The sequence below is a fragment of the Halorubrum sp. SP9 genome, from assembly GCF_005435015.1.
GTDB lineage: Archaea > Halobacteriota > Halobacteria > Halobacteriales > Haloferacaceae > Halorubrum > Halorubrum sodomense.
The window spans coordinates 1-22051 of sequence record NZ_SGXU01000040.1 but is presented as its reverse complement, the minus strand read 5'-3'; the positions used below and the strand labels follow the sequence as shown (position 1 = coordinate 22051).

The following is a 22051-nucleotide window of genomic DNA, read 5'->3' as shown; positions in this document are numbered from 1 at the left end:
CACCGTGAGCCCGAACGGCGCCGAGCGCGTCGGCGGCGCGGCGTCCGCCCGCGACGGAGAGCCGGTCGCCGACGGTGGCGGGGATCCACGCCGGGAGGAGTACCAGCCAGCACAGGGTCCCCGCGACCGCGTACGCCCACGACGGGACGCGCTCGCGGTCCGGCTCGTATCCGTGGATCCGGTTGACGCGACGGTCCGCGGCGGTGCGGTCTCCCCGGCGCCCGACGAGCAGCGTCGCGAGCAGCGCCGCCGTCTCGACGGCCGCCAGCGCCGGGAGCGTCGCGGTCGTCAGCGTCGCCCCGCGCGTCCGGAGCCTGACGAGCGCGTGCCGCAGCGCGGCGTCGCGGTCCGCCTCCGGGAGCGCGAGCAGGCGCGTCGAGACCACGAGCCGCGAGCCGCGGTAGCCGTCCGTGACGGCGACGTTCGCCGCGTCGGCGCGGACCGCGGTTACCGCGGGCGCGTCGACGCCGACCTCGGCCGCGAGCGCCTCGACGCGGTCGGCGACGAAGTCGGCGCGGCGGTCGTCGAGGCCGGCGTCGGGGAGCCGCGAGACCCGTCTGTCGACGAGGACCGGACCGAGGAGCGCGGAGCCGGCGGGACCGACGACGACGGCCGCGAGGAGTCCTCCCGGCGCTCCGAGGGGGATCACCCCGAGTCCGGCGGGGCCGAGGAGCGCGGCGACCGGGACCAGCGGGACCGCCGCCAGCACGACCGGAACCGCGAGGAGCGCGAGGGCGCCGAGCGCGCGTCGCCCTCGCCCGTCGACCGAGTCCGTCATACGGCCGAGTGTGAGCCACGGCGCGTAAAGCTCTGCCGGACCCGCGGGTCGCTCGCCGCGGTTCGGGAGGTCAGTCCGGCGGGGCGGTTCGAGAGGCCGACCTCCCCGGCTCGACGGGGCGGTCGCGACCGCGCCTTTCGGAGCTTTTAACCCGGTTCCTCCACCAAATTCTCGTAATGGCTTTTGAGGATCTACTGAACGACCCCGTCATCCAGAAGTACCTCCACGAGCTGGTGGGGCCGACGGGGATGCCGGTCGCGGCCGCGCCGCCGGACGGCGAGGTCACCGACGAGGAGCTGGCCGAGGAGCTCGGCCTGGAGCTCAACGACGTGCGTCGCGCGCTGTTCATCCTCTACGAGAACGACCTCGCGACGTACCGCCGCGTCCGCGACGAGGACTCCGGGTGGCTCACGTACCTGTGGACGTTCCACTACGACAACATCCCGGAGAACCTCCAGGAGGAGATGTACCGGCTGCTCGACGCCTTGGAGGAGCGCGAGGAGTACGAGCGCACCCACGAGTTCTACCTCTGTGAGGTGTGTTCGATGCGGTTCGAGTTCGGCGAGGCGATGGACTTCGGGTTCGAGTGTCCCGAGTGCGGCTCGCCGCTGGACGCGATGGACAACGACCGGCTCCGCGACGCGATGGACCGGCGGATCGACGAGCTTCGCGACGAGCTCAACGTGGACGTGACCGGCTGATGGTCGTCCTCGCAACCAAGTGCTACGTCGAGGGCGACGCCCGCGACCGCGCGCTCGACGGGATGAACTCGCTCGTCGCCAACGACGTGGGCGAGCTCGACGTCGACTGGCGGGTGGGCGTCCGCGACGACGACTTCGTCCAGGTCGACGTGACGGGCGAGGACGCCCCGGTCGCGCGCAACGTCCTCGCGGAGACGTGGGGAGAGGTCACCGCCCACGACGGCGGACTGGAGGCCGGCGAGGCGTACGTCGGGACCCTCGAGTCGTGGGACGACGTGGGAATCACGCTCGACGCCGGCGTCGACGTGTTCGTCCCCGCGGACGAACTCGGCCTCGGCGTCGGTTCGCCACAGCAGGTCGTCGAGCGGTTCGGCCTCGTCCAGCACCTCCCGATGCGGTTCGTCTACGGCGGCGGCCCGGACGCCGACGGCGACGAGGCGGGACCGTCCCGGCTCGCGGACGCCGAGCGCGACCGCCTGTACGACTGGCGGCGCGGTGACGGGCGCGTGAACGTCAACTCCGCGACCCGCGGCGAGACGCGGGCGACGGTGAACCGCGCGGGCCACGCGCAGGACATCGTCACGGTCGAGCGACTGGGGCTCCTCGAACAGAGCATCGTCTGCGCGGAAGGCACCGACCCGCCGGGGTTACTCGCCGCCATCGGCTCGTACCTCCCGGCGGAGATGCGGTGCGTCGTCTAACCCGAATCAATCGTGAACCGACGCTTCGCGCTCGCGGCGGCGGCGATCGCCCTCCTCGCGGTCAGCGCCGGCTGTCTCGGCTACGCGACCGGCGGCGGCGAGGTGACGAACGAGACGCTCGACGCCGAGCCCCCTCGCGAGTACGACTTCGACACGGACCGCGACGCCGCGTTCGACCTCTCCACCGACGGGCGGTACACAGTCGTGTACGCGGTCGGTGACCGGGAGGAGATCCGGCTGTATCAGCAGACGCCGTACGCGGGCGATCAGCCGCTACAGTTCGAGGCGCTCCGGTACCGGTACCCCGACGGCGAGGTGATCAACGGAAGCGAGTTCCGCGCCCGCGGCGGCGAGGTCGAGCGGACCACCGACGAGACGTGGATCCGGTTCGCGGACGAGATGGCCGGCGGGAAAATCGCGTTCTCGGGCGCCGGATCGCCGCGCCGGTTCACCATGCGGGCGTACGTCGACGGGTCGTACGCGGTGACGCTTCCGCCCGGGTTCAGCACCGACGCGCCGATCGTCGGCCACGTCTCGCCGCGCGACCACTCGGTCGTGACGGTCGACGGCCGCGACCGGATCGTGTGGGACGAGGTGACGGGCGGATCGATCGTCGTCCAGTCGTACCGCGAGGGCGACCTGGTGGTGTTCGGCGTCATCCTCGTCGTCGCCGCGATCGCCGCGGTCGTCGGGACGCTCTACTTCCGACGCCAGCTGGAGGCGCTCCGCGAGCGCCGCCGCGACCTCGGACTCGGCGTCGACGACGACCGGGACGACGACGGCTGGCTCTAGCGGGCGCGTCCGTCCGTGACCCGCCCGGCGCCCTCCGACTCGCCGCGCCCGTCCGCGTCGCGGTCCTTTTCTACCGCGCGCCGCTTGAGACGAGTATGAACGCCGCCGTCGTCACCGTCGGGGACGAACTCCTCGTCGGGGACACCGAGAACACGAACGCCACCTGGCTCTGCGACCGGCTCGACGTCCGGGGCGTCAGGGTGCGACGGGTGACCGTCGTGCCGGACGAGGTGAGCGAGATCGCGCGCGTCGTCAACGAGTACCGCGCCGAGTACGACGCCGTGATCGTCACCGGCGGGCTCGGGCCGACCCACGACGACGTGACGATGGAGGGGGTCGCGGCCGCGTTCGGGCGCGGCCTCGTCGAGAACGAAGCGGCGGCAGCGTGGCTCGCAGAGCGCGGGTACAGCGGGGACGACCTCGCGGCGGAGACGACGCACCTCCCCGCCGACTGCCGGCCGCTCCCGAACGAGGCCGGGGTCGCGCCCGGCGCGGTCGTCGAGTCCGTCTACGTCCTGCCGGGGGTTCCGGCGGAGATGAAGGCGATGTTCGAGCTGGTCGAAGACGAGTTCGCGGGGACGCTCACCCACGTGCTCACGGTCGACGTCGACGAGCCGGAGAGCGAACTGCTCGACCGGATCGCGTCGCTGCGGGAGCGGTTCGACGTGCGCGTCGGCTCGTACCCGGGCGAGGTCGTGACCGTGAAGATAACCGCCGAAAGCGAGGCGGAGGCCGAGCGCGCGGCGGCGTGGGTCCGGGAACGCGCGGACGCGGTCGAGGACGAGTCCGCCTGAGCGGGCGGCGGACGAGGCGGCGAGGCGGTCGGAGGAGAGGCTTCTAGCGGTACAGGTACGCGACCCACACGGCGACGAGCGCGAGGCTCGCGAGCAGGACCGCGCCCGCGGTCGCGCTGATCGGCAGCGGCTCCGTCACGGCGGCTTCGAGGATCATGTCTCGGCGTTATCTTGGGGGCGTCTTAAGCGTTGATTCTCGGACGGGGCGAGCGTCGCCGGACGGACGGACGCCGCCGCGCGGACGCGAAAACGGGACCGGACGGCGCGGGCGCGTGGCAGCTACCGAGGGAGGGATCCAGTCCCGGTGAGACGAGCGGCTCGCGTCGCCGATGGCGGGCTCGTTCCATCGGCGCTCGGGGCTACGAGCCGACGCCTGTTGGGTCCCGTGTCTCGTTGTCGGGGGATTTTATCAGCCGATCGGACGGGCGGGGGCCGCCCGCGTCGGCCGGACGCGGCTCGCTTAAGAGGCCGGCGCGGTGAACGTCGGGCATGCACGTGGGGATCGCGGTGAACCCGGTCGCCGGAATGGGCGGCCGCGTCGGGTTGAAGGGGACCGACGGGAAGGTGGCCGAGGCGGTCGAGCGCGGCGCCGAGCCGCGGGCGCCGGACCGGGCGCGGCGGACGCTCGACCGGCTGGCCGCGGTCGCCCCCGACGCGGCCGTCTCGGTGGCCGCGGACCCGATGGGGGAGTCGGTCGTCCGCGAGGCGGGCTTCGACCCGGTCCGCGTCGTCGACCCGTTCGGGGGCGAGACGCCGGAGCCGACGGGGACGACCGCGGCGCACACCGCCGCGGTCGTGCGGGCGTTCGCGGGGGTCGGCGGGGAGGACGGGGTCGAAGCGAGCGACGGCGACCCCGTCGACCTCGTCTTATTCGTCGGGGGCGACGGGACCGCCGCGGACGTCGCGGAGGCGTTGGAGGGGACCGACGTACCGATGCTCGGCGTCCCGGCCGGCGTGAAGGTGTACTCGTCGGTGTTCGCGGTGTCGCCGGAGGACGCCGCCGAGGTCGCGGCCTCGTTCTCGCGGACCGAGCGCCGCGAGGTGATGGACATCGACGAGGACGCCTACCGCGAGGGCGAGGTCAACCCCACGCTGCGCGGCGTCGCCCACGTCCCCGTCGCGGACGACCTCCAGTCGTCGAAACAGACCGCGAGCGGGACCGTCGAGTCGCTGGCGGAGGGCGTCGCGGCCGACGTCCGCGAGCGCGACGGCGAGGGCGTCACCTTCGTTCTCGGCCCGGGGTCGACGGTGGGAGCGATCAAGGACGAGCTCGGCTTCGAGCCGTCGCCGATCGGCGTCGACGTCTGGCGCGACGGCGAGGTGATCGTCCGGGACGCGACGGAGGCGGCGATCCTCGACGCGCTCGGCGAGGAGAACGTCGTCGTCGTCTCTCCCATCGGCGGGCAGGGGTTCGTCTTCGGCCGCGGCAACCCCCAGATCTCGCCGGCCGTGATCCGGCGCTGCGACCTCCGAATTGTCGCGTCGCGGGCGAAACTCGACGGCGTACGCGCGCTCCGCGTCGACACCGACGACCCCGACCTCGACGCGGAGCTGGCGGGGTGGGTCCGCGTCCGCGTCGGCAAGTTCGAGACGCGGATGATGAAGATCGTCTGACGCGGCCGCGCGGGTTCCGGAACGGGGACGACGCCGCTCGCCGCGACGGACAGCCCTTTGTCGCTCGCCGCGTCGGGAGCCGTATGGGACGTGAGAAGGAGCGGATGCTGGCCGGCGAGGCGTACGACCCGACGGATCCGGAACTCGCCGCCGACCGCCGGCGCGCGCGCGGTCGCTGTCGCCGGTACAACGCCACTGCCCCGACGGAGACAGACCGCCGAGAGCGACTCCTCGGAGAGCTGTTCGGCGAGGTCCGCGGCGACGCGACGGTCATGCCGCCCGTCCGGTGCGACTACGGGTACAACGTCGGCGTCGGCGACGGCTTCTTCGCGAACTACGGCTGCGTTTTCTTGGACGCCGCGCCGATCGCGTTCGGCGGGAACTGCCTGCTCGGCCCCGGCGTCCACGTCTACACCGCGACGCACCCGATCGATCCCGACGAGCGCGCGGCCGGCCGAGAGTTCGGCGAGCCGGTGACGGTCGGCGACGACGTCTGGATCGGCGGGCGGGCGGTGATCACGCCGGGCGTCGAGATCGGGGACGGGGCGGTCGTCGCGGCCGGGGCCGTCGTGGTCGACGACGTGCCGGCGCGCACGGTGGTCGGCGGCAACCCGGCCGAGGCGATCCGAGAGATCGACGGCGAGTGATCTCGGTTACGGCTCGTCGAGCGCGTCGGCCACGACGGGCGCGACGCTGACGACGCTACAGCCCCGTTCGACGGTGTCGCTGCCGACGATCCGGTCGACGCCGGCGGCGCGGAGCTTCGTCACCGCGTTGGCCGCGAGGACCGGGTGGACGCAGGCCGTCAGCACCCGCGCGGCGCCGCGGTCGGTGAGGACCCCGACCGATTCGCTCATCGTCGACCCGGTGGCGATGATGTCGTCGACGACGACCACGTCCCGGTCCGAAACGGGGGCGTCGGAGGGCGACACCGCGACGGCGCCCGTCTCGCGGTCGCGGTGCTTCTCGAAGTAGTCCGTCTCGCCGGCGCCGTACGCGTCGCGGACGGTGGCGGCCGCGTCGATCGCGCCCTCGTCGGGCGCGAGGAAGAGCGGGTCGTCGAGGTCGGCCGGGAGCGGGTCCGCGAGGACGCCCGCGGCGTCGACCGTCTCGACCGGAACGTCGAAGAAGCTGGCGACCGTCGCCTCGTGAGGGTTGACGAGGCGGACGCGGTCGGTCCCGGTCGAGATCGCCCTCGCCATCGCGCGGGCCGAGACCGGTTCGCCGTCGCCGAACGAGGCGTCCTGGCGCGCGTAGCCCATGTACGGGATCACTGTCGTCACGTCCGTCGCGCCGGCCTCGCGGACGGCGTCCTGGAGCTGGAGCAGTTCCACCCACGCCTCGTCGGAGTCGGTCGCGGCGACGATCACGGCCTCGTCGGCGTCGAAGTCGGGCACCGCGGCGAGCCCCTCCCCGTCGGGGAACCGGTCGTATGTCGGGGTCGCGAGCGCCCGGCCCGTCTCCGCGGCGAGCGCGGCCGCGAGCTGCTGCGAGCTGGACCCGGGTACGATCATGGGCGACCGTTCCGCGGACTCCGGTAAACCAGTTTCCTTACCGCGCGGCTCCGACGGGACGCTCCCCCCGCCGGAACCGCGCCGGCGGGACGCTCCGGCCGCCGAGCGCCACGCGAGCGCGACCCACACCGGCCCCACAGGGGCGGATATTTACGGGCGGGGCGGGTACGAGCCCCAATGACCGAAACCGAAGCCGGCGCGCGCGTCGGGCTCCCCTGTCCGTCGTGTTCGCCCGCCGAGCCGACCGTCCACGAGGTCCTCAGTCCGGGCGGGCAGGCCACCGTGCGCTGTACCGAGTGCGACCACACCCACAAGACCGAGATCCCCGAGGAGGAGACGGTCTCCGTGTCGATCGTCGTCTCACAGGACGGCGACTCGTTCACGACGACGATGGACGTGCCCGCCGAGGGCGACGTGGCCGCCGGCGAGGAGTTCGTCGTCGACACCGACGAGGCGCTGATGCAGGTGCGGATCACGGGGATCGAACTCGGCCCCGAAGAGCGCGTCGAGGAGGCGGACATCACCGACGTGGAGACGCTGTGGACCCGCGCGGTCGACAACGTCGCGGTCCCCGTCACGCTCCATCCGAAGGACGGCGACGCGGACCAGACGCGCTCGCTGCGGGTGAACGTCCCCGGGGACTACGAGTTCACCGTCGACGAGACGGTGGAGTTCGGTGAGGAGGAGTTCACCGTCGAGGGGCTTCAGATCCGCGAGGACGCGCCGGAGTACCGCCACGAGAAGCTCGATCACCCCGGCGACCTCGCCTACGCGAAGGACCTCAAACGCGTGTACGCCCGCGACGAGACGCTCACCGCGTGGTCGGCCTGGTAGGACCGACCGGCCCGCGCCGCCCCCGCCGCACGATCCGCCGCGGCGGCGAGGCTCGTACTAACATAAACAATTATGAAGGATACGCCCCTTTCCCGAGTCGTGCCGCCCGTAGTACACGACTGACGCACGCTCGACGGCGGGGACGGCGACCGGTCCCGCCGGTCCGAGCACGCGCGAGGCGACCGAGACCGAACCGACGACCGACCGATCGGGTCCATCGACGAACCCGGCTGACGGCGGTGCGACCGACGCCGACGACGGGACCGACGGCCTGCCGACCGCCGCCGAGGCGGTCGCGCAGGCGGCGGGGACGTTCGACCCGTCCGACACCCGGCGGATCGCGAACGGCACCGACCGCTGGAACGAGTACGCCGGCTCGTCGCACTGACGCCGCGGCCGGATCCTTTTATTCGGCGGCGCGACTACCGGCGAGCGGCCGATGACGAACCACCGCTCCGAGCCGGACTCGGCACCCGGCGACGACGAGCCCTATGAGTACCGAGGCCGGCTTTTCACCGCCGAGCGCCGCGGTCGGGCCGTCACGGCACGAACGAGGCGATAGCGAGGAACACGAAGACGACGAGCCACTTGGCGACGGTCACGCTCAGCCCGCCGACCCCGCGGGCCCCGGCGATCGCCACGGACCAACCGTTTTCACGCCGCCGGGCGACGCCACAGACATGGACCACCGCTGTCCCGACTGCGGCGTCACGATGGAGGAAGTGGAGTTCAGCATGGGTGACGCGTGGAACGCCCACGTCAGGACCGGCGAGAAGCGGTCCGGGCTGCTCGGCAAGCTGGGAATGAACGAGCGTAAGGAGCTGACGACGGTGATGTGCCCCGAGTGCGGGTTAGTGCGGCACTACGCCGAGTTCGAGGACTGAGGCGGGCCGCCGCTCGTGGCGGTCGATTCGGATTGACCGGATCCCCGGTGTCACGGGGGTTAAACCGTTCGCAGCCCTCCGATCTAACGGAATGTCCGACTCCGAGTACGCGCTTCAGGCACGGCTCGAAGCCAAGCCCGAGAAGGCGGACGAAGTGGCCGAGTTCCTCGAGTCCGCGCTCCCCGCGGCCGAGGCCGAGGAGCAGACGACGACGTGGTTCGCGCTGCGGCTCGACGAGACCACGTTCGGCATCTTCGACACGTTCCCCGACGAGGAAGGCCGACAGGCGCACCTCGACGGCGAGATCGCCGCGGAGCTGTTCGAGCGGGCCGACGAGCTGTTCGTCGAGGACCCGCAGGTCGACGAGATCGAGGTCCTCGCCGCGAAACACTCCTGAGCCGCCCGATCCGGACGGTAGACACCGGATAGATCCGGTCGGTGGTTTATTCTCCCGCGCGCCGGACGGGTTCGTATGGATCCAGACTTAGACCGATTCACGTCGCGCCGGTCCACCGTGTACGGTCAACGCGGCGTGGTGGCGACCAGTCAGCCGCTCGCGAGCGAGGCGGGGATCGAGGTCCTCCGCGAGGGCGGTAACGCGTTCGACGCCGCGGTCGCGACCGCGGCCGCGCTCAACGTCGTCGAGCCGACCTCGACGGGCCTCGGCGGCGACGTGTTCGCGCTGTACCGGACCGCCGACGGCGAGGTCGGCGCGATGCGATCGTGCGGCGGGGCGCCCGCGGAGGCGACGATCGAGAACGTCAAGGCGGCGCTCGCGGAGGACGACGACGCGGACTCCTACTACCCGGACGACGGCGGTTACGCGGTCGACGACGCCGGCGAGGCCGGGATGCCGTTCTACGGCCCGCACGCGGTCACGATCCCGGGGACGGCCCGCGGCTGGGAGGCGACCGTCGAGGAGCTGGGCCGGCTCAGTCTCGCCGACGCGCTCGATCCGGCCATCCGCTACGCGACCGAGGGGTACCCGGTGTCCGAGGTGATCGCCTCCTACTGGGCGAGCGCCGACGCGCTGTTCACCGAGGACCACGCCCGCGAGGCGTTCCTGTTCGACGACGAACCGCCGGCCGTCGGGCAGACGGTGACGATGCCGCGGCTCGGCGAGTCCATGCGGAAGATCGCCGAGGAGGGCGCGGACGTCGTCTACGAGGGCGAGATCGGCGAGGCCATCGCCGACGAGGTCCGGTCGCGGGGCGGGTTCATGACCGTCGACGACCTCGCCGGCTTCGAGGTCGAATGGCCCGATCCGGTGTCGACGACCTACAACGGTGCCGAGGTGTACGAGCTCCCGCCGAACAACCAGGGGCTGATCGCCCTGGAGGCGCTCAACGTCGCCGCGGAGCTCGGGGCGGGCGAGTACGACTACGACTCGCCGGAGCGCGTCCACTACTTCGCGGAGGCCATGAAGCGGGCGTTCCACGACGGCCACCGCTACATCACCGACCCCGACTACGAGGAGGTCCCGCCGCTCGCGTCGGGCAAGTGGGCGAGCGAGCGCGCCGCGGGCGTCGGAGCGACCGCCTCCCACGACGTCTCCTTCGGCGTCCCGAACGCGAACGCCGAGGACGCCGACACCGTCCTCCTCACCGTCGCCGACGACGCCGGCAACGTCGTCTCGTACATCAACTCGCGGTTCGCCGGCTTCGGCTCCGGGCTCGTTGCCGGCGACACGGGCATCGCGCTCCAGAACCGCGGCGCGTCGTTCTCGCTCGACCCGGACCACCCGAACGCGCTGGAACCGGGCAAGCGCCCGTTCCACACGCTCATCCCGGGCGTCGTCCGGTTCGACGAGGACGACTGGGCGGCGTTCGGCGTGATGGGCGGATACATGCAGCCACAGGGTCACGTCCAGGTGATCTCGAACCTCGTCGACTACGACATGCCGCTCCAGCGCGCGCTCGACGAACCGCGCTGGCGCTACCGCGAGAGCGGCGAGCTGGCGCTCGAACCCCACTTCGACGACGACGCCGCGGCCAAGCTCGTTCGTAAGAATCACGACGTGCGGACGCTCTCGCCCGTCATGTTCGGCGGCGCGCAGATCGTCCGGAACGAAGACGGGGTCCTGTCGGCCGCCACGGAACCCCGGAAGGACGGGAACGCGCAGGGGTACTGAGGCGAGGCGCCCGCGTTCGCGGCGCCGGCCGAGTTGCTATCGGCGCGAGAAAATGAGGCCGGTTCGGGCTCGGGAGCCGATCGACGAACCGTCGGTAGAGCGCATCGATACGCGACGGGAGCCGTCCGATCCGGTCGAATTCGACCGGTGTCGTATTTGTGGTCGTGGATACGCTTATAACGGCTCGTATGGTATACGATCACAGGATGAAGCGAAGAATCCAGCGACGCGACGTACTCAGGGGTGCCGGCGCGGTCGGTATCGCGGGGCTCGCCGGCTGTTCGACGGAGAGCGGTGACGGCGGCAACGGAACCGGTGGTGGCAACGGATCCGGCGGCGGCAACGGATCCGACGGCGGCGGGGGCGACGCCAGCAGCATCCCCGACGCCGTGATGGTCGTCGGGTTCCCGCAGTCCGGCATTCAGCTGTTCCGCGACTTCTACTCGGAGTTCGCCGACAGCGCGCCCGATCTGGACATCATCGTCCCCGACGGCCTGATCGACAGGGACCTCCCGAGCGAGGTCGACAACGACATGAACAACGTGATCGGCACCGCGCCCTCCGCGGGCGGTCCGGGCGCGGAGTTCTTCACGTCGTCGTACGAGGAGGCGTACGGCGAGGCGCCGGGCGTGTTCACCGCGCAGGCGTACGACGCGATGGCGGTCCAGATCCTCGCGGCCACCGCCGCGGGCGAGAACGACGGCGAGGCGATCCGCGACCGCGTTCGGACCGTCGCCAACCCCGGCGGCGAGGAGTTCGGACCCGCGGACCTCCCGGACGCGGTCGAGACCGTTGCGGGCGGCGACCCCGTCCAGTACGTCGGCGCGTCCTCGAGGGTCAACTTCGACATCAACGGCGACATCGCGACGGCCGCCTACGACATCATCGACTTCCAGGACGGCGAACTGGAGACCATCGACACCGTCGAGTTCGGGAACGACCTCACCGAGGAGGACCTGAACGCGACGGCCGAACCCCCCGTCGGCGTCGACTCGTTCACCGCTCGGGTCGGCGTGTTGATGCCGGAGACGGGTGACCTCGGTCCGCTCGGCGTCCCGATCCGCGACGGCGCGCTGCTCGCGGCGACGCAGGTCAACGACGCCGGTATCAACGTCGACGTCGAGACCCGCGTGGAGGACACCCAGACCAACCCCCAGGCCGGTATCTCGGGCGCGAACGCCATCGTCAACGCCGGCTACGGCGCCGTCGTCGGTCCGGCGTCCTCGAACGTCAACCTCCAGGTCGCAGACCAGGTGTTCATCCCGAACGGCGTCGTGGGCATCTCGCCGTCGTCGACCGACCCGAACGTGACGGACTTAGAGGACAACGGCTACATCTTCCGGACGGCGCCCTCCGACCTGCTCCAGGGGCCCGCGATGGCGGACCTCGCCGTCGGCGACAACGTCGGCGCTGAGAGCTCCGGCACGCTGTACCTCAACGACGCCTACGGACAGTCGTTAGAGGAGGCGTACGTGAACGCCTTCCGGGAGCGCGACGGGACGATCACGCAGCGCGTCTCCTTCGAGCCGAACCAGCCGACGTACACCAGCCAGTGGTCGAGCGTGCTGAACCAGTAGGGAGTTTCGAGTCCTTCTCCGTTTTTTCGACGCGCGTGAGCCGTGGCGCCGGTCGGCGGCGTGACTCGTAAACGATCGACCCCAAACCGTAGTCCGATTATCCGCCCAGGAAGTCGCGCCGCACGTCCTCGTCGGCGAGCAGCACGTCGCCGCGGTCGGTGTAGCGGTTCTCGCCGTTCACCAGCACGTAGCCGCGGTCGCAGCGGCGCAGCGCCTCCTTCGCGTTCTGCTCGACCATCAGCACCGCGGTCCCCGAGTCGTTGATCCGGTCGATGCGGTCGAACATGTCGGAGACGAGGTCGGGGGCGAGCCCGGCCGAGGGCTCGTCGAGCAGTAGGAGGTCCGGGTCGAGCATGAGCGCCCGCCCCATCGCGACCATCTGCCGCTGCCCGCCGGAGAGCGTCCCGGCCTTCTGGTCGCTGCGCTCCCGGAGGATCGGGAACCGGTCGTATATCGTCTCGATCTGGTCTTCCGGCACCTCGTCGAGGATGTACGCGCCCATCTCGAGGTTCTCGCGGACGCTGAGCCCGGGGAACACGTTGTCGTTCTGGGGGACGAACCCGATCCCCTCGCGGATGATCTGCTCCGGCGCGAGCCCGTGGATCGGCTCTCCCTCGAACTCGACGGTGCCGGCCATGTGCGTCGTGAGCCCGAAGACGGTCTTCATCACCGTCGACTTCCCGGCCCCGTTGGGCCCGACGATGGTGACGAACTCCTCGTCCGCGACATCTAAGACCACGTCCGAGAGGATCTGGAGGTCGCCGTAGCCGGCGTCGAGGTCGCGGATCCGCAGGATCGCGTCGCCGTCGATCGCGTGGGCGGTTCCGGCGTCCGCGTCGGCCTCGACCGCCTCCCGGTCGACTTCGACCGCGTCGTTCGCGTCGACCGCGTCGTTCGTCTCGTCGGCGCTCATAGGTCCTCACCCAGGTACGCCTCGATGACCCGCTCGTCGTTCCGTATCTCGTCGCCGGTCCCCTCGGCGAGCACGCTGCCCTGGTACATGACGATGACGCGTTCGCAGTTGCTCATGATGACGTCCATGTCGTGTTCGACGAGCAGGAAGGTGTAACCGTCAGCCCGCAGGTCGTGGATCCGGTCCAAGAGCTTCTCCTGAAGGGTCGGGTTGACCCCGGCGAGCGGCTCGTCGAGCAGCACCATCTCGGGGTCGGTCATCAGCGCGCGGGCCATCTCCAGCAGCTTCCGCTGGCCGCCGGAGAGGTTCCCCGCGGGTTCGTGCGCGAGGTGGTCGATCTCGAAGAACTCCAGCGTCTCCCAGGCCCGCTCGCGGAGCTCGGTCTCCTCCGCGACGACCGCGCCGCGGAGCCCGGGCGTCACCGCCCGGATCGCGGACTCGCCGAGCTGGCCCTGCGGCGCGAGCATGAGGTTCTCCAAGACGGTCATCTCGGAGAGCTCCCGGGCGATCTGGAACGTCCGCACCAGCCCCTTCCGGGCGATCTCGTGGGGCCTGAGCCCGGTGACGTCCTCGCCCTCGAAGTACACCCGCCCGGCGGTCGGCTCGTGGACGCCGGTGATACAGTTGAACGTCGTCGACTTCCCGGCGCCGTTCGGGCCGATGAGTCCCGTCAGCGACCCGGACTCCACCTCGAAGGAGGCGCCGTCGACGGCGGTGACGCCGCCGAACCGCTTGACTAGCCCCTCCACGCGGAGCGGGGGCGCCCCGGAGGGGACGTGTTTCGCCGCCTCCTCGACCGCGCTGTCGTTCGCCTCGGGTTCGTCGACCGTCGCGTCCGTCGCGTCGACCGTGTCGGCGACGTCCTCCGCGTCGGCCACGTCGCCAGCCTCCGGAACGTCGCTACTCATCGGTCTCACCTCCGGCGGGCCGCTCCGAGAGGTCGACGGCCGCGGCCGTCTCGATCCGGTCGCCGAGGATCCCCTCGGGCCGCCGGTGAATGATGAACACGAGGACGAGTCCGAGGAAGACGAACTGGAGCGGCGCGATGTTCTCGGTCGCGTACGCGAGGAACGTCACCGGGTCCAGCGTGGCGACCGCGTCTGCGAACGACGGCGGCGTCTCCGCGTCGATGAGCCCCCGGACCGTCCCGCCGACGCGCCGCGGCCCCTCGAACAGCACCGCGGCGAAGACGATGCCGCCGAGGACCGAGCCGGTGTTCGACCCGGATCCGCCGATGATCACCGCGATGAACACGTAGAACGTCAAGAGCGGGCGGAACTGCGGGGTCGGGGAGACGTTCCCCTGGCTGCCGAACCAGAGGATGCCCGCGAGCCCCATCAGCGCGCAGCCGATGACGAACACCTTGATCTTCACGAGGTTCACGTCCTTGCCGAGCGAGTCGGCGACGAGTTCGTCTTCCCGGATCGCCTTCATCGTCCGGCCGAACGGCGAGCGGCCGAGGCGCTCCAAGACGAGGTAGAAGCCGACGAGGAAGACGGCGAGGACGGCGATGTACCCCCACCCGATGAGGATCGGCTGCGAGATGCCGAGCCCGTCGGGGCCGAAGACGCCGAAGACGAGGTCGCCGAGCGCGGTCGGATCCCCCGCCTGCCCGTCGACTAAGAACAGGTCGCGGACCGGGTTGTCCGGCATTCCCATCCCGCGACCGCCGCCCGTTCCGGCCCCGATCGTGTCGCGCAGGAAGCTGTCGAAGGCGCTCGACTGGAGCGACAGCCGGACGATCTCCGAGAGACCGAGGGTCACGATCGCGAGGTAGTCGGCCTTGAGCCGGAGGGCCGGCAGGGCGGCGACGGCGCCGAGCAGCGCCGCCATCCCCGTGCCGGCGACGATCCCGACCGGGAGCGGCAGCCCGAGTCCGGGGGGGCCGAACGCGGGGTCGGGCGACCGGACGACCATCCCCATCGTGTACACGCCGACGGCCATGAAGCCGGCGACGCCGATGTTGAAGAGGCCGGTGTACCCCCACTGGAGGTTCAAGGCGAGCGCGGTGAGCGCGTAGACGATTCCCAGGAACGTCAGCGTCTCCATGAGCCCGACGACGCTGTTGAGCCCGTTGGTGAACGTCAGCAGCGTCGCGGCCGCGTAGATCGCGAGCAGCGTCCCGATCACGAGTCCGAGGTCGCTCTCCCGGGCCGCCTCGACCACCGCCGCCGTCGCGCTCTCCGGCGCGTCGGCGTCGCCCTCGGGACCGCCCGGCGCGTCGGCAGCGTCGCCGCCGGACGCGTCGCCGTCGGGGGAGTCGGCGGCGCTCATGTGGTCGTCACCCCGCCGAACAGCCCTTCGGGACGCAACAGCAGCATGAGGATCATCACGCCGAACGCCGCGGCCTGGTTGAAGTCCGAGGGGATCCAGATCGTCGACGTGGTGAACACGACGCCGATGACGAGACCGCCCGCGATGGCGCCGTAGACGGAACCGATCCCGCCTAAGATTACGGCCGCGAAGATGAGCAGCAGGAGGAGCCAGCCGAAGTCGAACTGGATCGTCCCGCGGAGCAGCACGTAGAGGTAGCCGGACGCGCCCGCGAGCCCGCCGCCGATGATCCACGTGGCGGTGACGACGCGCTCGGCCGGGATCCCCGTGATGAGCGCGAGGTCCTTGTTGTCGGCCATCGCCCGCATCGCGGTCCCGAGTTTCGTGTGCTGGAGCATGGCGTGCATCGCGAGCATCAGCCCCACCGCGGCCACGAGGATGGTGAGTTCGTGGGCGTCCACCGAGACCCCGATCGGGTCGAACGCCAGGTTCGACGCCTCGACGCTGGCGGTCACGCCGCGCCGGTCGGAGCCGTAGACGAACTGGAGCAGGTAGCGGACGATGAGCGCCGCGCCGATGGAGGCGATCAGCAGCGAAATGCCGTCGCGGTCCCGCATCGGCTTGTAGAACGCCCGATCGAGCGCCACCGCGAGCAGCGCGGTGACGACGAACGCCGCGACCAGCCCCACGAGGATCGCCACGGGCGTCGTGAGGACGTGCGCGCCGATGTCGCCCGGCGAGGCGTTCCCGGCGTCGCGGACGGTCAGCAGCGCCCGGACCGGTATCTCGCCGAACCCGGCGATGAGGAAGGCGATCCCCCAGCCGGAGAACGCCCCGACGCTGACGAGGTCCCCGTGCGAGAAGTTCGCGAACGAGAGGATGCTGTACGTCATCGAGAGCCCGATGCCCGCGAGTCCGATCACCAGTCCGATTACGATTCCGCTCCAGAGGTTCGAGCCGAGCCGATCGACCGAGAGCGACCCCCCGATCGGGCCGAGGCCCACCCCCGCGAGCTTCGCCGCGAGGTCGACGAGCAGCAGGCCGCCGAGAAGGGCGACGAAGAGAAGCCCCGGCCTGGCCCGCGCCGAGTCGACGATCGACGAGTCAGTCGTTCCCATGTGTACGTCTCACTGACACAGGGTGGGACACCGAGAGGTAAATAATTCGCTGTTTGAACAAAAGTCGATACCTCGAAAGCGCCTGACAGCTGTCGAGGGAGACGCGTTCCGAAATCCGCCCCCAGACGCGTTCCGAAATCCGCCCCCAGACGCGTTCCGAAATCCGCGTCTCAGTCGCCGCCCGCGGCCCGGGCGTGTCGCCGGGCGTCCTCGGGCGTCCGGCCCTCGCGCAACAGCGCCTCGACGAACAGCTCGCCCGCCTTGTACGACGAGCGGACCATGGCGCCCGACGCGCAGTAGAGGAAGTCGAACTCCGCCTCGGCGACCCGGCGCCACGTCTCGAACACGTCGGGGTGGACGTACTCGAACACGTCGAGGTGCGAGCGCGACGGCCGGAGGTACTGGCCGAAGGTGACCACGTCGACGCCGACCTCGCGGAGGTCGCCGAGCGTCCGGTACACCTCGTGGTCGTACTCGCCGACGCCGAGCATCAGGCTCGTCTTCGTGTGGATGTCGGACTCGCGGTCGACCTGATCGAGCACCGCGAGCGACTGCTCGTAGTTCGCGCGGCGGTCCCGGACCGGCCACTGGAGCCGTTCGACCGTCTCGACGTTGTGCGCGATCACGTCGGGTTCCGCGTCGATAATCCGGTCGATCGCCGCCGGGTCCCCCTGGAAGTCCGGGATGAGCGTCTCGACGAGAATCTCCGGGTCGCGGCGCTTGATCTCGCGGATCGTCTCGGCGAAGTGCGCCGACCCCCCGTCCGCGAGGTCGTCGCGGTCGACGGAGGTCAAGACGACGTAGTCTAAGCCGATCTCCGCGACCGCGTCCGCGACGTTCGCGGGCTCGTCGGTGTCGAGCGCCTCCATCCCGCCCGTCTCGACGTCGCAGAAGTTACAGCCGCGCGAGCAGCGGTCGCCCATGAGCATGAACGTCGCCGTGCCGCCGCCCTCGGCGGCGTCCGCCGCCTCGCCGTCCGGGGGCGCGCTCGCGCCCCCTGACCAGCACTCGCCCATGTTCGGGCAGTTCGCCTCCTCGCAGACCGTGTGGAGGTCGTGGTCGCGGAGGGTAGACTTGATCTCGGTGAACCGACTCCCGGACGGCGGGCGCGACTTCAGCCAGTCCGGCTTCCGGCGGCCGCGTTGCATGGTCGACCCTTGGCGTCCGAGCGCAAAAGGGTGCGGGTCGCCCCCGGCTCGGGCCGGGGCGGTGCGGCGGGCCCCCCGGCTTACGCCTCGGGGACGAAGACGTTCATCGACGGCGTCTGGATCCCCTGGAACTTGTTCTTCCAGTTGTACGCGATGTTCAGGACGCGTCGCCGGTCGTCCGGCGGCCCCGTCACCACGCTCACCGAGGTCCCGTCCTCGGGGATCTCGACCCGCGTGTCCGCCCACTCGAAGCCCGCGAGCAGCTCCGAGGGGTTCTCGACCGTCACCGTCCCGCTGTTTCTGTTCACCTCGTACAGTCGGTAGGAGTTCGTCTCGATCAGCCGCTTGATCTCGTCGAGGTCGTCGTCGAAGTGCGCTTCGAGCGCGTCGGCGGTGTGGTAGCCGCAGACGATGAGGTGCGCGAACGTCTCGACGTTCCGCGGATTCTGCTCGGCGTCGCGGAGATGGTCGAAGTACGCCAGCTTCTCCTCGCGGTCGAGGTCGAGGATCGCGTTGATTATCCGGGCCGCCTCCCGCTGCGGCTCCGTCGCGTCCGGGTCCGCAAGCACCTCGTCGGCCCGCGATCCGGTGTGCTGCCCCCACGACACGTCGAGGACGTTCTTGAGGTGTTTCGCGCGGTCGTACACAGCCGACTTGTACGACCAGTCGCGGACGTCGTCCGGGTAGTCGTCGAACTCCCGCAGCAGCGCCTCGCGGTCCTCGGGGAAGCCGATCTCCTCGCGGAAGTCGCTCCACGCGGTGGCGCCCTCGAACAGTTCGAACTGGGTCAGGGTGTCCTGCCCGAGGTTCGCCCGCGTCCCGCCGCTCGCGACGAACTTGGCCTCGACGAACGTCTTGCCGCCCGGCGTCTCGACGATCAGGTCGCCCAGCGAGTCGTAGGAGTTGCCGGCGTGGCGCACCGCGGTCAGCCCCGGGAAGTCGCTCCGGAGGCGCTCCGCGAGCGACTCCGCGAGGTCGAGCCGGCCCCGATCTCCGAGGTCGGCGTCCGGCTCCGCGCCGTTCGCGAGCCGCGCCGTCAGCTTCTCCGTGGCCTCGACCCAGCCGCGCTCGTGTTTGCCCATGTGTCGTGTCGGTGTGGGTGTGTGAGGTAAAAAAGCGCCCACTCCGGGAGACGCACTCCCTCGTGGAGCCATCCGACGGCCGGTGACGTTTACCCGGTGGGAACCGTACGGCGGTCCGAGAGCGTGTTTCGGAATGGATGAGGTCGGGGCCGGAATCTTCGTCGGGACGCGGTCGGACGCCGAGGACGAGTCGCTGCTTCGGGACCGCGGCGTCGACGCCGTCGTCTCCCTCACGCACGACGATCCGGACACCGGATCCGTCGCCCGCGTCGATACCCCGATGACGGACGGACCGCAGAACGAGTATTCGGCGTTCGTCGACGCCGTGGAGACGGTCGTGGCGCGTCGCGAAGCCGGGCAGCGCGTCCTCGTCCACTGTTCGGCCGGCGCCTCGCGCAGCCCGGCGGTCGCCGCGGCCGCGATGACGCGTCTGACCGACCGGGGACTCGACGAGGCGTTCGAGCAGGTGCTGGCGCGGCGGCCGGAGGTCGATCCGCACGACGCGCTGGTCCGGCGAGCGGTGACGTTCGTCGCTCGGGATCGGGAGTGAGCGGCGGCGTCGTAGAAAGAGCCTAGGCCGAGATGTCAACCGTCCCGCGAATGATGACGCGAAACTTGTCAGTGAACTCTGCCTCCATCGACGGTCAGTCGCTCGGGACGAATCCCCGATTCGGCGTCACGGTTCCTGACTTCAGGGCGAGTTGACTGTCGCCCGTCCGCCGAGACGGCTGTAGGCCCCGACGGACGTACCTCCGTCCGACGTTCTTCGCGCCGACGTAGTCCGCGTTCCCCGTCTCACCACACGATTGGCACTCGAACTCCGAGCGCGCGATTCGGTTCCCTTCGCTCGTGTGACCGCACTCCGGGCACCGCCGACTCGTGTTCTCCGGTGACACGTACACGACACGGAGCCCCTCCGCGTCCGCTTTGGACTCTACCATGTCCACGAGCTGTCGATGCGCCCACTGGTGGAACTCCTTCACCCGAGGCGCACGGTCTCGGATGTGCCGGAGGTTCTCGAAGGCGATGTACTCGCAGTCGTATTCAAGGGCCTCGTCGATGATGTCGTTGGCGACCTCGTGAAGCGTGTTCCGGACGTGTCGCGATTCCCGCCCACTCATCTGTTGAATCGTTCGGTGCGCGGACTGTGTACCCGTCCGTTGGAGCCGACCGCGGATCCGCTCGAACTCTCGGTGTCGGTGCCGGAGTTCGTCACCGGATGCGAAGTACGCTGTCGAGGTGGTCGCGATGTTTGCGATACCGAGATCGACGCCGAGAACTGTCCTGTCCTCGGTGTCATCCCGTACCTCGGCTCGTTTCTTGGGCTTGGGTTTCCGGAACTCCAAGTGAATGTAGTACCCACCATCGCGCCGTGAGAGTGTGGATTCGGTGATCTCCAACGCCTCGCTGTCGAGGTACTGGTATTGGTATCCGTTCTCGTCGTCCGGCAGCACGAGTTCACATCGGATACGGTCTCCGACTGTAGAAAGAGAGACGGTTCCGTCGTCGAACAACGTCATCGTGCGCGTGTCGTACTTCACCGTGTCTGCCGTGAATTCCGGCCGAGAGGTGGCGTAATCCTCTTCGAGAGCTTCGATATCGTCGATGCCGCTGAGTGCCGCTGCGGCTTGATGAGTTGCGAGTATCGTGTGTTGTCTCCCGAGACGTGTCTCTTCTCGCACCTCGTCGTAGGCGAGCTTTTGAAGACGTGTTTTCCGCGCTTCATCTGCTCTCCATCCGATACGACTGCTGATGTTACAGGCGCGTTTCCACTCAGAGATGGTGGCGTCGAGCAGCGTTCTCTGCTCGCTGGTGAGAGTTAGGCGAGTAATTGCGGTACGTCTCAGGTACTCGTCCGCCACGTCTCTCGATACCGCAGTATGGTACTTAGTGATTATCTCGTGTCACGGGAACTTCACTGCCCTCACCGAGTTCGCTGATCAGAACTCTTCGCGAAACGTACTCTCGAGGACGTGAAAGTGAGGAGAATAAGAAAAGCCTGAGGGGGGATTTGAACCCCCGGTCTCGTCCTTACCAAGGACGCGCTTTACCGCTAAGCTACCCAGGCACGCAACCAGTCGTTGACCGGATTCGACTTTATGGGTTTCGATTCCCGGGCGCAGCGTCGGGGGATCACGGAGCCTCCCCCGGGGGGTCTCTCCCCGATCAGCGGTCGGTCGCGCTGACGGCGCGGTCGGAGATGTCGGCGATGCGGTCGGCGGTCGCGTCCGGCAGCGCCCGGCCCGCGGGCGGGAACTCGCCGTCGCAGTCGGCGGCGAGGTCGCGGGCGTACGCGAGCAGCTCCTCGGGCGTGTCGCCGCCGACCGCGGTGGTACCGGCGACGACCGCGAGTTCGAGCGCATCCACCTCCAGGTTCCGGTCGAGCCCGACCGCCGTCTCTGCGTCCGTCTCCTCGCGGTCGCGCAGCGTCTGGTCGCGGCCGAACGCGCGCACCACGTCGACCGCGGGGCGGGCGGCGTCGGTACACGCCAGAAGCGAGAACCCGCGGGAGACGAGCACGTCGGCCGCGAGGATCTCCATGTCCGCGTCGATGTCGGCGGCGGTCGGCGCCGTCACCCACGGCTCCTCGCGGGCCACCGTCCGGGTGAGTCGCAGCCCCTCGTAGATGAGCTGCACGCCCGCGGCGCGGTCGGCCACGTCGTCGAGGTCGACCTCCGGCTCCAGCGCGCGAGCGGTGACCAGCGCCAGCACGCCGGGGGTCACCGCGGCGTCGACGAGTCGAGAGTCGAGGGCCTCGCGGAGCTGTTCGGGTTCGACGTCCGCGAGCGCCTCGCGCGCGGCGTCACGCGCTCGCGCGGCATCGTCCATTGCCGACAGGTAGATGAGCGAAGGGCAAAGACCTTTGGAAACGAACGGGATTCAGTCCCGTGATCCGCACCCGAACCGACGGCGACGTGCGCGTCGTCACGCTCGACCGCTCCGAGGCGCGCAACGCGATCCGTCCGGAGGATCTGACCGCCCTGAGCGAGGTGTTCGAACGGTCGGAAACCGACGGGAGTCCACCGGTGACGTACCTCCACGGCGCGGGCGACGCCTTCTGTGCCGGCGCCGACCTCGACGCGGTCGCCGCGCTCGACGACCCGGCGGCGTTCGCGCGGCGGGGCCAGCGCGTGGCGACCGCCGTCGAGGAGTCCCCGACGGTCGTCGTCTGCGGCGTCGACGGGGCGGCTCGCGG

23 protein-coding genes and 1 tRNA gene are annotated in these 22051 nt (G+C 70.2%); 13 read left to right on the top strand and 11 right to left on the bottom strand.

The features are described 5' to 3' along the window. On the bottom strand, positions 1-778 hold a 778-nt coding region (locus EXE45_RS14770), incomplete at its 3' end, for a hypothetical protein (RefSeq protein WP_137694772.1). 176 nt (positions 779-954) lie between these two features. On the opposite strand from EXE45_RS14770, the gene EXE45_RS14765 reads away from it, so the two are divergent. The 6 genes from EXE45_RS14765 to EXE45_RS14740 all read left to right on the top strand — a co-directional run bounded on the left by EXE45_RS14765 (position 955) and on the right by EXE45_RS14740 (position 6027). Beyond that, entirely contained in the window at positions 955-1479 is a 525-nt protein-coding gene (locus EXE45_RS14765; RefSeq protein ID WP_092920236.1) for a transcription factor, read from the top strand. Further along, the gene (locus EXE45_RS14760; RefSeq protein WP_092920235.1) at positions 1479-2180 is read left to right on the top strand and encodes a DUF2110 family protein; all 702 of its coding nucleotides are present in this window, start codon (positions 1479-1481) and stop codon (positions 2178-2180) included. Before EXE45_RS14765 ends, EXE45_RS14760 begins: the two co-directional genes overlap by 1 nt. Positions 2181-2192: 12 nt before the next feature. Next, a complete protein-coding gene (locus EXE45_RS14755) occupies positions 2193-2972 on the top strand; it encodes a DUF5803 family protein (protein WP_092920234.1) in 780 nt (259 codons plus the stop codon). A 95-nt stretch (positions 2973-3067) separates the two neighbouring features. Then, a complete protein-coding gene (locus tag EXE45_RS14750; protein ID WP_092920233.1) occupies positions 3068-3766 on the top strand; it encodes a molybdopterin-binding protein in 699 nt (232 codons plus the stop codon). A 489-nt stretch (positions 3767-4255) separates the two neighbouring features. After that, the gene (locus tag EXE45_RS14745) at positions 4256-5380 is read left to right on the top strand and encodes an ATP-NAD kinase family protein (protein ID WP_137694771.1); all 1125 of its coding nucleotides are present in this window, start codon (positions 4256-4258) and stop codon (positions 5378-5380) included. 83 nt (positions 5381-5463) lie between these two features. Beyond that, on the top strand, positions 5464-6027 hold the full coding sequence (locus EXE45_RS14740) for a maltose acetyltransferase domain-containing protein (protein WP_137694770.1): 564 nt from the start codon (positions 5464-5466) through the stop codon (positions 6025-6027). A 6-nt stretch (positions 6028-6033) separates the two neighbouring features. On the opposite strand, the gene prs is transcribed toward EXE45_RS14740, so the two are convergent. Next, positions 6034-6894, bottom strand: coding sequence for a ribose-phosphate diphosphokinase (gene prs / locus EXE45_RS14735; protein WP_137694769.1), 861 nt, complete (start codon positions 6892-6894; stop codon positions 6034-6036). A gap of 177 nt (positions 6895-7071) precedes the next feature. Between prs and EXE45_RS14730 the strand changes: the two genes are divergently transcribed. The 5 genes from EXE45_RS14730 to EXE45_RS14710 all read left to right on the top strand — a co-directional run bounded on the left by EXE45_RS14730 (position 7072) and on the right by EXE45_RS14710 (position 12320). Continuing rightward, positions 7072-7728 (top strand): HVO_0476 family zinc finger protein, encoded by a 657-nt coding sequence (locus EXE45_RS14730; protein WP_092920228.1) that lies wholly within the window; start codon positions 7072-7074, stop codon positions 7726-7728. 680 nt (positions 7729-8408) lie between these two features. Then, positions 8409-8612, top strand: a complete 204-nt coding sequence (locus EXE45_RS14725) for a hypothetical protein (RefSeq protein WP_092920227.1) — start codon at positions 8409-8411, stop codon at positions 8610-8612. A 91-nt stretch (positions 8613-8703) separates the two neighbouring features. Next, on the top strand, positions 8704-9009 hold the full coding sequence (locus tag EXE45_RS14720; protein ID WP_137694768.1) for a putative quinol monooxygenase: 306 nt from the start codon (positions 8704-8706) through the stop codon (positions 9007-9009). Positions 9010-9084: 75 nt separating this feature from the next. After that, positions 9085-10743, top strand: a complete 1659-nt coding sequence (locus EXE45_RS14715; RefSeq protein WP_137694767.1) for a gamma-glutamyltransferase family protein — start codon at positions 9085-9087, stop codon at positions 10741-10743. Between the two features lie 206 nt (positions 10744-10949). Continuing rightward, complete coding sequence (locus EXE45_RS14710) at positions 10950-12320, top strand: ABC transporter substrate-binding protein (RefSeq protein WP_092920224.1); 1371 nt, start codon at positions 10950-10952, stop codon at positions 12318-12320. A 97-nt stretch (positions 12321-12417) separates the two neighbouring features. On the opposite strand, the gene EXE45_RS14705 is transcribed toward EXE45_RS14710, so the two are convergent. The 6 genes from EXE45_RS14705 to EXE45_RS14680 form a co-directional block, all read right to left on the bottom strand. Further along, the gene (locus EXE45_RS14705; RefSeq protein WP_241989496.1) at positions 12418-13233 is read right to left on the bottom strand and encodes an ABC transporter ATP-binding protein; all 816 of its coding nucleotides are present in this window, start codon (positions 13231-13233) and stop codon (positions 12418-12420) included. Beyond that, the gene (locus tag EXE45_RS14700; protein WP_092920223.1) at positions 13230-14141 is read right to left on the bottom strand and encodes an ABC transporter ATP-binding protein; all 912 of its coding nucleotides are present in this window, start codon (positions 14139-14141) and stop codon (positions 13230-13232) included. The genes EXE45_RS14705 and EXE45_RS14700 overlap by 4 nt, the downstream gene beginning before the upstream one ends. Continuing rightward, positions 14134-15507: a branched-chain amino acid ABC transporter permease gene (locus EXE45_RS14695; protein WP_092920222.1), complete on the bottom strand. Its 1374-nt coding sequence runs from the start codon at positions 15505-15507 to the stop codon at positions 14134-14136. The genes EXE45_RS14700 and EXE45_RS14695 overlap by 8 nt, the downstream gene beginning before the upstream one ends. After that, positions 15504-16625, bottom strand: a complete 1122-nt coding sequence (locus EXE45_RS14690; protein ID WP_137694766.1) for a branched-chain amino acid ABC transporter permease — start codon at positions 16623-16625, stop codon at positions 15504-15506. The genes EXE45_RS14695 and EXE45_RS14690 overlap by 4 nt, the downstream gene beginning before the upstream one ends. 170 nt (positions 16626-16795) lie before the next feature. Continuing rightward, positions 16796-17773: a lipoyl synthase gene (lipA, locus tag EXE45_RS14685; protein ID WP_092920220.1), complete on the bottom strand. Its 978-nt coding sequence runs from the start codon at positions 17771-17773 to the stop codon at positions 16796-16798. 80 nt (positions 17774-17853) lie between these two features. Continuing rightward, a complete protein-coding gene (locus EXE45_RS14680) occupies positions 17854-18855 on the bottom strand; it encodes a hypothetical protein (RefSeq protein ID WP_137694765.1) in 1002 nt (333 codons plus the stop codon). 133 nt (positions 18856-18988) lie between these two features. On the opposite strand from EXE45_RS14680, the gene EXE45_RS14675 reads away from it, so the two are divergent. Further along, on the top strand, positions 18989-19405 hold the full coding sequence (locus EXE45_RS14675) for a dual specificity protein phosphatase family protein (RefSeq protein WP_092920218.1): 417 nt from the start codon (positions 18989-18991) through the stop codon (positions 19403-19405). Between the two features lie 94 nt (positions 19406-19499). Here the strand turns inward: EXE45_RS14675 and EXE45_RS14670 are convergent, their stop codons facing one another. The 3 genes from EXE45_RS14670 to EXE45_RS14660 form a co-directional block, all read right to left on the bottom strand. Beyond that, the gene (locus tag EXE45_RS14670; protein ID WP_167603301.1) at positions 19500-20717 is read right to left on the bottom strand and encodes an RNA-guided endonuclease TnpB family protein; all 1218 of its coding nucleotides are present in this window, start codon (positions 20715-20717) and stop codon (positions 19500-19502) included. 134 nt (positions 20718-20851) lie between these two features. Next, positions 20852-20923, bottom strand: a tRNA-Thr gene (locus EXE45_RS14665). Between the two features lie 98 nt (positions 20924-21021). Continuing rightward, positions 21022-21684 (bottom strand): hypothetical protein, encoded by a 663-nt coding sequence (locus EXE45_RS14660; protein WP_092920216.1) that lies wholly within the window; start codon positions 21682-21684, stop codon positions 21022-21024. A gap of 59 nt (positions 21685-21743) precedes the next feature. On the opposite strand from EXE45_RS14660, the gene EXE45_RS14655 reads away from it, so the two are divergent. Then, the coding region (locus EXE45_RS14655; RefSeq protein WP_137694764.1) for an enoyl-CoA hydratase/isomerase family protein at positions 21744-22051 on the top strand (308 nt) is incomplete at its 3' end.

Excerpts from the sequence above, each read along its gene's own strand:
- EXE45_RS14660 (WP_092920216.1), bottom strand. The coding sequence starts at position 21,684 with ATGGACGATGCCGCGCGAGCGCGTGACGCCGCGCGCGAGGCGCTCGCG.
- EXE45_RS14675 (WP_092920218.1), top strand. The coding sequence starts at position 18,989 with ATGGATGAGGTCGGGGCCGGAATCTTCGTCGGGACGCGGTCGGACGCC.
- EXE45_RS14700 (WP_092920223.1), bottom strand. The coding sequence starts at position 14,141 with ATGAGTAGCGACGTTCCGGAGGCTGGCGACGTGGCCGACGCGGAGGAC.
- EXE45_RS14705 (WP_241989496.1), bottom strand. The coding sequence starts at position 13,233 with ATGAGCGCCGACGAGACGAACGACGCGGTCGACGCGAACGACGCGGTC.
- EXE45_RS14720 (WP_137694768.1), top strand. The coding sequence starts at position 8,704 with ATGTCCGACTCCGAGTACGCGCTTCAGGCACGGCTCGAAGCCAAGCCC.
- EXE45_RS14715 (WP_137694767.1), top strand. The coding sequence starts at position 9,085 with ATGGATCCAGACTTAGACCGATTCACGTCGCGCCGGTCCACCGTGTAC.
- EXE45_RS14745 (WP_137694771.1), top strand. The coding sequence starts at position 4,256 with ATGCACGTGGGGATCGCGGTGAACCCGGTCGCCGGAATGGGCGGCCGC.
- EXE45_RS14695 (WP_092920222.1), bottom strand. The coding sequence starts at position 15,507 with ATGAGCGCCGCCGACTCCCCCGACGGCGACGCGTCCGGCGGCGACGCT.
- EXE45_RS14765 (WP_092920236.1), top strand. The coding sequence starts at position 955 with ATGGCTTTTGAGGATCTACTGAACGACCCCGTCATCCAGAAGTACCTC.
- EXE45_RS14710 (WP_092920224.1), top strand. The coding sequence starts at position 10,950 with ATGAAGCGAAGAATCCAGCGACGCGACGTACTCAGGGGTGCCGGCGCG.
- EXE45_RS14730 (WP_092920228.1), top strand. The coding sequence starts at position 7,072 with ATGACCGAAACCGAAGCCGGCGCGCGCGTCGGGCTCCCCTGTCCGTCG.
- prs (WP_137694769.1), bottom strand. The coding sequence starts at position 6,894 with ATGATCGTACCCGGGTCCAGCTCGCAGCAGCTCGCGGCCGCGCTCGCC.
- EXE45_RS14750 (WP_092920233.1), top strand. The coding sequence starts at position 3,068 with ATGAACGCCGCCGTCGTCACCGTCGGGGACGAACTCCTCGTCGGGGAC.
- lipA (WP_092920220.1), bottom strand. The coding sequence starts at position 17,773 with ATGCAACGCGGCCGCCGGAAGCCGGACTGGCTGAAGTCGCGCCCGCCG.
- EXE45_RS14680 (WP_137694765.1), bottom strand. The coding sequence starts at position 18,855 with ATGGGCAAACACGAGCGCGGCTGGGTCGAGGCCACGGAGAAGCTGACG.
- EXE45_RS14725 (WP_092920227.1), top strand. The coding sequence starts at position 8,409 with ATGGACCACCGCTGTCCCGACTGCGGCGTCACGATGGAGGAAGTGGAG.
- EXE45_RS14690 (WP_137694766.1), bottom strand. The coding sequence starts at position 16,625 with ATGGGAACGACTGACTCGTCGATCGTCGACTCGGCGCGGGCCAGGCCG.
- EXE45_RS14760 (WP_092920235.1), top strand. The coding sequence starts at position 1,479 with ATGGTCGTCCTCGCAACCAAGTGCTACGTCGAGGGCGACGCCCGCGAC.
- EXE45_RS14740 (WP_137694770.1), top strand. The coding sequence starts at position 5,464 with ATGGGACGTGAGAAGGAGCGGATGCTGGCCGGCGAGGCGTACGACCCG.